At 35.4% G+C, this 10,547-nt stretch carries 8 protein-coding genes; 2 read left to right on the forward strand and 6 right to left on the reverse strand.

Annotated features, from left to right (window positions below):
* Window positions 1-60: 60 nt before the first annotated feature.
* Together EV145_RS05360 and EV145_RS05365 are read left to right on the forward strand one after the other, a co-directional pair.
* The gene (locus tag EV145_RS05360; protein ID WP_133524188.1) at window positions 61-1,074 is read left to right on the forward strand and encodes an FAD:protein FMN transferase; all 1,014 of its coding nucleotides are present in this window, start codon (window positions 61-63) and stop codon (window positions 1,072-1,074) included.
* Window positions 1,075-1,316: 242 nt separating this feature from the next.
* Window positions 1,317-3,665, forward strand: a complete 2,349-nt coding sequence (locus tag EV145_RS05365; protein ID WP_133524189.1) for a mechanosensitive ion channel family protein — start codon at window positions 1,317-1,319, stop codon at window positions 3,663-3,665.
* Window positions 3,666-3,856: 191 nt separating this feature from the next.
* Here the strand turns inward: EV145_RS05365 and EV145_RS05370 are convergent, their stop codons facing one another.
* The 6 genes from EV145_RS05370 to EV145_RS05390 form a co-directional block, all read right to left on the reverse strand.
* Window positions 3,857-4,798: a DUF2931 family protein gene (locus tag EV145_RS05370; protein ID WP_243739203.1), complete on the reverse strand. Its 942-nt coding sequence runs from the start codon at window positions 4,796-4,798 to the stop codon at window positions 3,857-3,859.
* A 52-nt stretch (window positions 4,799-4,850) separates the two neighbouring features.
* On the reverse strand, window positions 4,851-6,485 hold the full coding sequence (locus EV145_RS05375) for a T6SS phospholipase effector Tle1-like catalytic domain-containing protein (RefSeq protein ID WP_133524191.1): 1,635 nt from the start codon (window positions 6,483-6,485) through the stop codon (window positions 4,851-4,853).
* 3 nt (window positions 6,486-6,488) lie between these two features.
* The gene (locus tag EV145_RS22570; protein WP_243739204.1) at window positions 6,489-6,764 is read right to left on the reverse strand and encodes a hypothetical protein; all 276 of its coding nucleotides are present in this window, start codon (window positions 6,762-6,764) and stop codon (window positions 6,489-6,491) included.
* Between the two features lie 66 nt (window positions 6,765-6,830).
* Window positions 6,831-8,297 (reverse strand): type VI secretion system Vgr family protein, encoded by a 1,467-nt coding sequence (locus tag EV145_RS05380; protein WP_243739205.1) that lies wholly within the window; start codon window positions 8,295-8,297, stop codon window positions 6,831-6,833.
* Between the two features lie 199 nt (window positions 8,298-8,496).
* Window positions 8,497-8,958, reverse strand: coding sequence for a hypothetical protein (locus tag EV145_RS05385; RefSeq protein ID WP_133524192.1), 462 nt, complete (start codon window positions 8,956-8,958; stop codon window positions 8,497-8,499).
* A 173-nt stretch (window positions 8,959-9,131) separates the two neighbouring features.
* Window positions 9,132-10,538 carry an efflux transporter outer membrane subunit gene (locus EV145_RS05390; RefSeq protein ID WP_133524193.1) on the reverse strand — a complete coding sequence of 469 codons (1,407 nt, stop codon included), beginning with the start codon at window positions 10,536-10,538 and terminating at the stop codon, window positions 9,132-9,134.
* Window positions 10,539-10,547: the final 9 nt, after the last annotated feature.

A 10,547-nucleotide genomic window follows, 5' to 3' on the forward strand; every position in this document is an offset into this window, starting at 1 on the left:
TTGAAAACGCTCTATAGTAATAGTTTTGAACTATTTTTGAGAACAATAAAAACAAATTTTATGTCAATTCAGAAATCATATTGTAGAAGAATTTTGCTTCTTTTTATACTGATTTTCAGCTTTTCGGCCAATGCACAAGTCTTACGAAAAAGAACAACATTGCTGATGGGCGGACGATTTGATATTACCATTGTTGCCAAAGATTCTCTTGAAGCAGAACAAAGTATAAACGAAGTAATTGCCGAAATTACAAGAATCGAAAACTTAATATCAGATTGGAAACCTGATTCACAAGTTTCTCAAGTAAATCAAAATGCAGGAATCAAACCTATAAAAGTCGATCGAGAAGTTTTTGAACTTGCCAAAAGAGCCATAAAACTATCTGAAATAACTAAAGGCGGATTTGATATTAGTTTTGCTGCAATGGACAGAATCTGGAAATTCGACGGCTCAATGACCGAAATGCCTTCGGCGGAAGCCATAAAAAAATCAGTGGAGAAAGTAGGTTATAAAAGCATTATTCTTGACAGCGTACAATCTACAATTTTTCTGAAATTAAAAGGAATGAAAATTGGATTTGGCGCTTTGGGCGAAGGCTATGCTACCGATAAATGCCGTGCCATGATGATTGCAAAAGGCATCAATGCAGGAATTATAAACGGTTCCGGAGACATGAGTACTTGGGGAAAACAGCCAAACGGAATGTCTTGGAAAATTGGTATTACAAACCCATTTAATCCTGAAAAACTTTTAGCTGTCGTACCGCTTGAACAGCAAGCAGTTACTACATCGGGCAGTTATGAAAAATTTGTTGTTTTTAACGGCAAGCGTTATTCACATATTATAAATCCAGCAACGGGTTATCCAGCAACGGGTTTGTGCAGTGTAACAGTCTTTGGTCCAAATGCCGAAACTGCAAACGGCCTAAGCACTTCATTGATGGTTTTAGGCCAAAAAGAAGGTTTAATTTTACTCGAAAAACACTCCGAATATTCTTGTTTAATGATTACGGATAAAGGAAAAGTAATTAAATCTAAAAACTTCAATATTAAACACTTTAAGGCGAACTTTTAATCGCTTTATAAAAAACTAATTGTACTATTTGTCATTAATCGTCCATATTTTATAAAACTTTGCGCCTCTGCGACTTTGCGAGATTAAAACCTTTTTGCAAAAAACACTTCAAAAATATTAGGTATTTTCCTTTATATCCTTTTGAAAATTCTACATTATATTTCCTATAATATTTCGTTAATTACACACCAGAAATAGCTAAAAAAATCTAAATTTGAGAACCCAAATTTCATTCTTAAAATATGATTATAAAAAGAAGTTACCTGTACGTATTCGCCTTATTTGCAATCTTGTTTTTTGTACCAATTGCCTACTCGCAAACGGCGCCGCAAAAAAAAGAAAACCGCTCAAAATTATTTGAAAAAACCACAACCGACAGCGATTACCTGATGGCAATTGAAAAAGCTGGTGAAGTTATGGAATCAGCCTACAACGACACCGATTTTGATGGGGAAACGCGTCATATATTTGGCGAAATCAAAAGAACGCAAAGCAAACTTGATCTTATTTTAACGAGTCTGAAAGGCGCAAATCCTAATGTGCGAAATCAGCAGATGTATCGTATTGTATTGAAAGAGATTCAGCAGGAACTGGAAGACCAAAATACGGCCATCAATTCCCGAAATGCCAATCTTGAAAAAATCAAAAACAGGTTTGTCGATTTACGCAAAGACAAAACTTTTATGGAACTCATAAAAGATACAGTTCGTCGTAAACAATTCAAGAAAGAGTTTGCCAACCTAAAAAAAAGATATCTGGCAACAGACAGTTTGATGTCTAAAAATCAAGGCATTTTAAACAACAAAAAAAGACTGACTGTTGAAAGAAAAATTGCGGTATCGAATGCCTTAATTGCAGTTGAAGATAAACTGGAACAATCCGGAATTAGTATTCTTAGAAAAGAATATCCGTTTTTATGGAGCACAAACGATTCTGTGCCTAAAAAAGCAGTATCACAAAATATAAGAGCGAAAATAATTATAGAAAAAAGCGTTGCATCTTATTATCTAAGTTACCGTGCCGACGGCTTATTTACATTGCTGTTCTTTATGGGAATTTTGTTTTGGTACATTTCCCGTAATTTAAAATACTTAAAAGAAAACGGATACAATGAAAACCTTAGTTATTTCAATTTTAATTACTTAAATCGAGGTGTTCTGATTCCAGTTCTTGTTATTGGACTTAATATTGCCGTCGTTAGTAATTTGTATGCTCCTGCCCTATTTTTAGAAATACTTCAGCTTATTCTACTCGGAATTCTTACTATACTATTTAAAAATAAATGGGCAGCACAGTCCATGAAAAATTGGATGCTGCTTATGGGGCTCTTCTTTACACTTTGTTTTCTCGATTTATTTATAGAAGTAGGTTTTATACAACGCGCTGCATTCATTGTAATTAATATCCTGGGAATACGCTATGGTTTAGTACAGATAAAAAGCATTAAGAATCAATTGTATATCAAAGGATTTTTTAAATGGGCAAGTATCCTTTTTATTGGTTTTAATGGTTTATCGATACTTTACAATCTTTTTGGAAGAGTTTCGCTTTCAAATATGCTGACGATTACTGCTTTTATTTCGCTTACGCAGATTATCGCATTGAGTGTTTTATTGAAGATTATTCTTGAAATCATTCTGCTTCAAATCTATACAACAAGAATTAAGCGCGGTATAGAAAAGATTTTTGATTATGAAAGTTTATCCGATACCTTAAAAAAGCCTTTTATATTAGTAATCAGTTATATGTGGCTTGTGGTGATTGCTTCTAATCTAAACATTTGGGAATCGCTTCGTACTTCTTTAGGGAATTTACTAAGTCATCCAAACACTATAGGAAGCATTACTTTTACTTTAGGAAATATTGTTTTGTTTTTTATAATTATCTGGATTGCGCATCTTCTTCAAAAGTATGTAGCTTACTTTTTTGGTGAAATAGATGATGAAAACGAGGAAAACGTCAACAAAAGACAACATTCTAAACTATTAATTACCCGACTTCTTGTTTTGATTGCCGGTTATCTTTTAGCCGTCGCGGCTTCAGGAATGCCATTGGATAAATTGAGTATTCTTTTAGGCGCACTTGGAGTTGGTGTTGGACTTGGGCTTCAAAATGTGGTAAATAATTTTGTATCTGGTGTCATTTTAATTTTTGATAAACCAATTCAGATTGGAGATGTTATCGAAATTAGTTCAGAATCCGGCCGAGTGAAATCAATGGGTTTAAGAACTACAAAAATCAATGCGCCAAATGGAGCCGAAATCATTATTCCGAACGGAAATTTATTGTCTCAAAACATCACAAACTGGACTTATACCGACAACTTTAAGCTTGTCGAAATTTCGATCGAAATTAGTGGAGAAACAACTCCAGAAGCTATAAACGAAATTGTAATGCAGACTCTTGAAAATATGCCGTTAATTAATCTGGAAAAAGCGCCTCAAATATTCTACACCGCAATTTCAGACGGAAAATATAAACTGCTGATTAAATTCTGGTGCAGCATTTACCGTACCGAAGAAACAATAAGCAGTGCTCGTCAGGTTTTGTTTATCAATTTTAAAGCTAAAGGACTGACTTTTTCTACTTAAAATTTTAAAACAGGAATGCATTAAAATCAAAAAACGTCCCGAAATTCGGGACATTTTTCTTTATGATACTTAGAATAGGAATAGTTCAATGTTAAAACGTATTTTAGGATAAGACAGGGGGATTGTTTTTGTTATTTTATCCATTGTGTATTTCTCTTTTGCGTTTTGATTATAAAACCGTCACTTAAGAACTAATAAGAACCTTCATACATTACAGAACCTTTATAGATACGAACACTATCAACTTCTACAGGTTCATGATTTAAAAACAGTTTAAGTTCTTGATTATCTTTGCTGATTTTGACTTCAAATTCCTGCTTATCCTCTGTTTTAAAATTTTTGAACTTTTCAAATATCACTTTTTCATTTAGAAAAATATTGCCCCTAAAACGTTCGTTGGGACTGGTTTCCCAATCTAATTCCAAAATTTGTGGCAAAGCACGATTATCATATGTAGTCGCTGGTAGTGAGGGCATAAAAATAATATCCTGTTCACCATTGTAATTGGTAAAACAATATTGAAACAAACGCAAAGCTGGATTTTCGTTCTCCATTTTTATCCTAAAGGTGTAGCGCTGGCGGTACATATCCCATTTTGCACAGGAAGCATTTGGCAAAAAATCCCTTTCTGCTACTTCTTTACGGTTCATAGACCAGTTTCTAAAAAGCTGTTCCTCCAGTTTCTTGTCATCCTTTATAACTTCTGCCTTATAACTGCCAAGTTCAATCCTAAAAAACATATATTCTTTCCAGACTACAACCATACCCTGAGGGGCAAAACCAAATATAAGCCCTGTAAATTTTTCATTTCGATAATCGTTGTATTTATAAGTGGTATCCAATGCTTTTTTCATTTCCTCTATAGGAAATTGAGCTTTTAAATGGTAAAATTTATCCTCATAACCCGCATAATAAATTACATCGGCTCCTACAGGCGTGCCATGCTGCGAAGTCCAGCTTTTTCCAGACTCTCCCCAGCGTCCTGATGATCCGCCAAAGGGCAGGCTGGCAGACTCTCCCTCAAGTATAAGGATATCACCTCTTACAAATTCTACTCTGTAAATATTTTCATTGCTTTTATGTTGTTGCCTGGGCTGGCATGTGTAACTTTGCCATTCGTATTTATTTCTCATTTGACAGCTTGCGTTTAGTGTAATGATAAAAAAAATTAAAACCTTGTTTAGTTTATCCATTTTGTATTTCTCTTTTGCGTTTTTCTACAGGCAGAACATCATCAAATCTCGGCTCCAGCCCAAATTCGTCTGCCTTTACAGACCAATGCAGGTATTTGTGACGTAATTTTTTTAAATCATCTTGTTTTATATAATCGAGATAACTTATTTGTTCTGATTCTTTTAAATATTGCGCTAAGGGTTTCTGTTCTGTAATGGCTTCATTTCTGTGTTTCATAACAGCCTTGCTATAGTTTGTGATCTGTTCAAATACCTTTGTAATAAATGGATCTGAAATATTTGTTTTTTGCTTTTCAATTGTTTCATCGTAAATGACTCCAAATTGCTTCTGTTTCGAAACCATAATCATTTTGTTCAGCGCTACTTTATCATAGGTGTTTTCTAAAATACGCGTTCCTACCAAATAGGCTTCACTTTTACCGTAATCATATTCTATAACTAGCTGATTATCATCATACCAGCCTTCACCTAATAATATTTTCTTAAAAGCATCACATTTTGGTGTATTAGGAATAAACTTAAAATTCTTATCGCGGGTTCCTAAAAAAAAGCGTTCCTTAAATACAACTGAACGTTCTTTATCACCTTGTCTATAAGAACCTCCAATATCTGAATGTACACCAGGCAACTTTAGTTCCAGACCTCTGTGTCCGCAACTGGAAATATTGGTTAAATCGAAATTCTCTCTGTATTCATCGGCTGAGGAAAGTTGCAAAACCATTCTGGCTTTTTTTACTGCATCTAGTCCCAAATCCTTCACATCGTTATTATGATTAAAACCATGAGACGAAACAGTATCATACAAACCAACAAAATTGAAAAAGACCTCTTTTATTTCGAATACTCCATTATTAACTAAACATCTGCCAAAATAGCCATATTTAATTTCAAAACTGTCAGGGTAAGCAGGTTTGGTTTTGTCTTCATTCTTCGGATATTTTTGCTGCTTCATATCTCCAGGAAACCAGAAATAGCCATTAGGAGAAACTTTTACAGTATAAGGAGAACTGTCAGTAACACTTAAAAAATGCCTCGCTGTTGCTGCCCCTCGACTAAAACCAAAGACATTAATCGTAAGCAGATCAATAGGTTTTCCTTTTGATGCTTTAGAAACTTCTATACCTCCCAACTCACAACCTCGTTTTACCTTGTCTTTGATCCCTGTATGCCAAAAAATTCCCGTCTGTGCAAGACCTTTTGGCAACTTATCATCTGATTTTAAATCGGTTGTGCCAACCCCTTCAACATAAACTGATTTTTGTGTAGACTTTTCTGTTGATATTGCATCATAACCCCTTGCAACGTTGGTGTAATCATTCTCGTAACTGTCATCTTTTTTATTTGAGTTTTCTTGATAGGCAGGCATGCTTTTTTCTCTGGCTTCAGTATTGTTTCTGTTGTTTGCTGTACCGTCAAAAAAAATATTTAGTGTTAGTTCAAGTCTATTACTCATCTTGTCTTCAGGATGCGGAGGATCATAGTCATGATATTTTATCCCTTCTTGTTCTCCATGCCAATTATTATGTGTATTGGCTGCAAGATGAACGTTGCCATTTGTTGCGTGAATATCGATATTTCCTTTGGCAGTTTTAGTGAGTTTTCCGCCAACTATTCTTGTTATACTCATAATTTAGTAATTTCTTGAATTTTCACCACTATGACTGTTTACATCTTTAGATGCTCGAAGACTTATACTTTTTTCGGTACTATTTAAAAGAACTTCTTGAGCCATTTCTTTAATATCCTTACTTTCAGTTTCTTTGTTTCCTTTTATCCATTCAAACATATTGCTGGTAACATTGAGAATAAAATTAATTCCAATAGTAAGGTATTTCGAGCCAGTTATGGTCTCGGTATAATCTCCTCCAACAGTATCTGTTTTATTCAGACCAACATTTGTATTCATATTCTGCCCAGCGTTTATATTGATGTTTTCACCTGCATTTATCGTAAAATTCTTCGGTGCACTGGCCTAAATATTTCCCTGTCCGTCCTGAAAAACTTTACTTCCGGCTTTGTCTTCCGTCAGAATAGAACCATCGGCATCGTTGATAATGATTTTGCATCCACTTCGGGTTCTTATCGCCTTAATGTCATTTTTTGGAGTATTATAACCTGACAACTCCTGCCCATTATAATGCGCTCCCATAACATAAGGGCACTGGGCATTTCCGCCTTCAAAACCTACTAGTACCTCCTCATCAATTTCAGGAATAAAATAAAATCCTTTTCCGACTCCGGTATGAGGTTGAATCATTCTGATCCACTGGCTAGATTTGTTTCCTGATGCCCAAAAGAATTCCACTCTCACGCGTCCGAGTCCTTCAGGATCATTGTTGTCTTTTATTTTTGCCGGCTGGGTTTCTGCTCTGGCAAAAACTTTTGTATCTGTATAATGCGGAGCCGAGACATCGTCTGGAATTGCTTTGAATTTGCAGGTATAGTTTCCGTGTACTTCTGAGTGGTGTGTGGCTTCTATACAAATCAGATGGCGTTCTGTATTTTCGTCTATGATGGTAAACATTTGTCCCAGTCCTAACGGAAAATAAGAGATTCCGCTGTAATATACACTGTTGGCATCACTTGCTGCAGTCTGCAGTCTGACCATTTCTTCAAGTTCGTCTTTGCTTTGTGCATTGTTGGTATAGGCTCCAACAATCAAACCAGGCTGGGCAACGGTTCCTTGATTGAATCCAATATTTGATGCTAAACCGTCTTTGCTTCCTGATGTGGTTCTGGCTGATGAATTTCGGATGTTGGCTGCATTATGATAATCATAACCGCCCAGCGAAATTTTATGCGCACTCATATTCGCTTGTATGGTAAAGTCATGGAGTGATGCCCCGTTGATGAGTTTTATTTTTGTGTTTTTGATTTGCCCAAACTGCATGCGCATTCCGTCAAAATAGAACCACTGACCGTAACGCAGCGCCAGCCTTTTGAGAAAATTGAAATTGGATTCGTTATATTGTGCCATATAACTGAATTCTTTCATATAGGTCGACCTGATAGCATCTCTCTGGTAAAATTCAGTAGGGCCTTCATACAAAAGATCCAGCACAATATCATCCATTCCTCTTTCCAAATAGGTTCTCGATTTTGGCATGCCGTCAATAACAATGCTGTGGCTTGTACCGCTCACGTGAAGTCCGACCGGGCTTCCGTTCCTGTCTATCGAAGTCAGTCCGGTTATGATGCCTTTGCTCATCAGTTTGATTCCTGTAAGACTTTTGAAAGTAAAAATAACTTCATTTCCATTGTAGCTTTTCATTGCCTTGTCCTGTTCTGCGGGAGGTATGACTGCTTTTGCGTTATATTTCCAGACAAACGAAAAATAATGATGATCTGCCATTTTCTGCGACAGCTTCAAATCATAATAAATAATGTTTTGGGTAAAACCTCCGATAGTAATGTGGACTTGGTCTGAGAAATGTGCCATAAATTTTTGGTGATTGGTTAATGTTTAATATTTCCAAAAGAAATATCAAACGAAATCGTTTCCATAAAAATAGAAACGTAACCAAAAAATAGTTGAACTAAAAAAGGTTTATTTATAACTTAATAGGATATAATAAAGTGAGGCTAAAAAAAAACGTCCCGAAATTCGGGACGTTTTTCTTTGTCATGTTTAAATTTGCTTAATGGTGATCGTGGTTTTTATCTGAATGCTTATCGTTTCCTTTATTTTCAGACTTATGTTTTCCATTTGAAGGATTGTTTTTTTGAGGTTTTTCGCCTCTGTTTTTCTGTGGTTTGCCTTTATATCCTTTTGGATATTCTGCTCTGTGTTTCTTATGATACGTATAAGGAGCGTCTCCTCTGTAATCATTCAAAACTACTTTATAACCTGAGTAAAGATCATATTGTCTGTATCTTTCCGGAAGCCTTTTTGCGCGTACCCATTTTCCGTTATTATCAGAAATAAATACACTTTGATTTACATCATAATAAACATCAATATCTGGCAAATAATAATATCTGCTGCTATCATAACCAACCGGTCCCCAATTTGGCGGTGTTCCAATATTTACATTAACTGAAACCTGTGCCTGAGCAAAAACACTTGTAAAAAGCATTAAGGCGAATACTAACTTTTTCATCTTTTTTAAATTTTAATTATTAATTACGATAGATACTAATCGAAAGTAATGCCAAATTTCTATTTAATAGCATTCATTATACAAAAACACCAAACTAATCGACGAAAAGTACTTCTCAACCGATATACATTGCAAAAAAACATCTCAGAATTTGAGATGTTTTTTTGTGAATTTTATTTCCAACCGCCACCTAAAGCTCGGTACAAGTCAACAACAGCCTGCAGTTTTTGCAAATTATCATTGATACCGCTTAATTGCGCAGCCAGTAAATTTTGCTCAGAAGTTAATACATCTGTATAATTTGTAGCCGAGCTGTATTCTAAAAGCTGTTGTGTATAATCTACAGCTTTTACTAAAGCTTCGATTTGTTTGGTTCTTGAATCTTCTTTTTCGGTTGCCATTTGATACGCATACAAAGCATTTGAAACTTCCTGCCCTGCTGTTAATAAACTTTGCTGAAAATTATTGTAAGCCTGTAATTGCTGTGACTGAGCGGTTGTCAATCGCATTTTGTTGAGTCCTTTATTGAATATTGGTTGCGTTAATCCGCCAATAATCGAATAAAAAACAGAATTGGTAAAAAAGTCTGTTAATTGCAAATTCGAAAACCCGCCACTTGCTGTAAGTGTTAAACTTGGATAAAAATAAGTTTTAGCCAAATTTGTCGACTCAAAAGCGACTCTGAAATTAAATTCCGCTTGACGGACATCGGGACGATTTTCCAATAATTGAGAAGGCAAACCTAAAGCAAGATTTTCAGGAATAATCTGCGAATCTAATGTTCCTCTTTCGATTGGTCCAGGAGCCTGTCCTAATAAAATATTAATAACATTTTCGGTTTCGCGAATTCTTTGTTTTAAATCAGGAATCAAAACTTCGGCTGCATGCTGATTGGCTTCGCTCTGTACTACGGCTGCGCCAGTCACAATTGCTCCTTCTTTTAATTCCTTTATTGTTGCAACATTTTTAATACGGCTTTCTAGCGTTTCCTGCGTAATTTGCAATTGCTTATCATAAGCAAGCAATAAAAAATAATTGTTTGCAATATCTGAAATCAACTGTGTCTGAACGGCCTGTTTTGCAGCATCTGAAGCCAGATAAGTTGCTAGCGCAGCTCTTTTAGAACTACTTAATTTTCCCCAAATATCAGCTTCCCAACTTGTACTTAAACCTAATTTATAAGTTGTTGTTAACGTGTTGATATTAATTCCTGCCGGAAAATTAAGTCCAGCCTCAGATTGTTTAGTGCGTGTTGCATTTGCATCCAGGCTTAAAGTTGGATAATATGCTAATTTGCTTTGACGCAATGAAGCATTTGCTTGAACAATGTTTTCAATTGCATTTTTAAGATTCAGATTTTGATCAAGTCCTTTTTGGATTAAGGCGTTCAGTTTTTCATCTTTAAAAACGGTCTGCCAAGGCATATTAGCAATAGTAGTCGAATCGGCGGAAGCCTGATCTCGGTACAATTTATCTGTCGACAGCGTTGTGGGGCGTTCGTACTTTTTGGTAACAGAGCACGCACTCAAAAGTACGGCTGTCATTACCATCAAAATATATTTATTTGAACTATTTGTCATTTCTTTTGA

Origin of the sequence: Flavobacterium sp. 245, assembly GCF_004362055.1 — a bacterium.
Taxonomy (GTDB): Bacteria; Bacteroidota; Bacteroidia; order Flavobacteriales; family Flavobacteriaceae; genus Flavobacterium.

Coding starts and splice junctions, on each gene's coding strand:
- EV145_RS22570 (WP_243739204.1), bottom strand. CDS start 6,764: ATGAATACAAATGTTGGTCTGAATAAAACAGATACTGTTGGAGGAGAT.
- EV145_RS05365 (WP_133524189.1), top strand. CDS start 1,317: ATGATTATAAAAAGAAGTTACCTGTACGTATTCGCCTTATTTGCAATC.
- EV145_RS05360 (WP_133524188.1), top strand. CDS start 61: ATGTCAATTCAGAAATCATATTGTAGAAGAATTTTGCTTCTTTTTATA.
- EV145_RS05390 (WP_133524193.1), bottom strand. CDS start 10,538: ATGACAAATAGTTCAAATAAATATATTTTGATGGTAATGACAGCCGTA.
- EV145_RS05375 (WP_133524191.1), bottom strand. CDS start 6,485: ATGAGTATAACAAGAATAGTTGGCGGAAAACTCACTAAAACTGCCAAA.
- EV145_RS05380 (WP_243739205.1), bottom strand. CDS start 8,297: ATGGCACATTTCTCAGACCAAGTCCACATTACTATCGGAGGTTTTACC.
- EV145_RS05370 (WP_243739203.1), bottom strand. CDS start 4,798: ATGAGAAATAAATACGAATGGCAAAGTTACACATGCCAGCCCAGGCAA.
- EV145_RS05385 (WP_133524192.1), bottom strand. CDS start 8,958: ATGAAAAAGTTAGTATTCGCCTTAATGCTTTTTACAAGTGTTTTTGCT.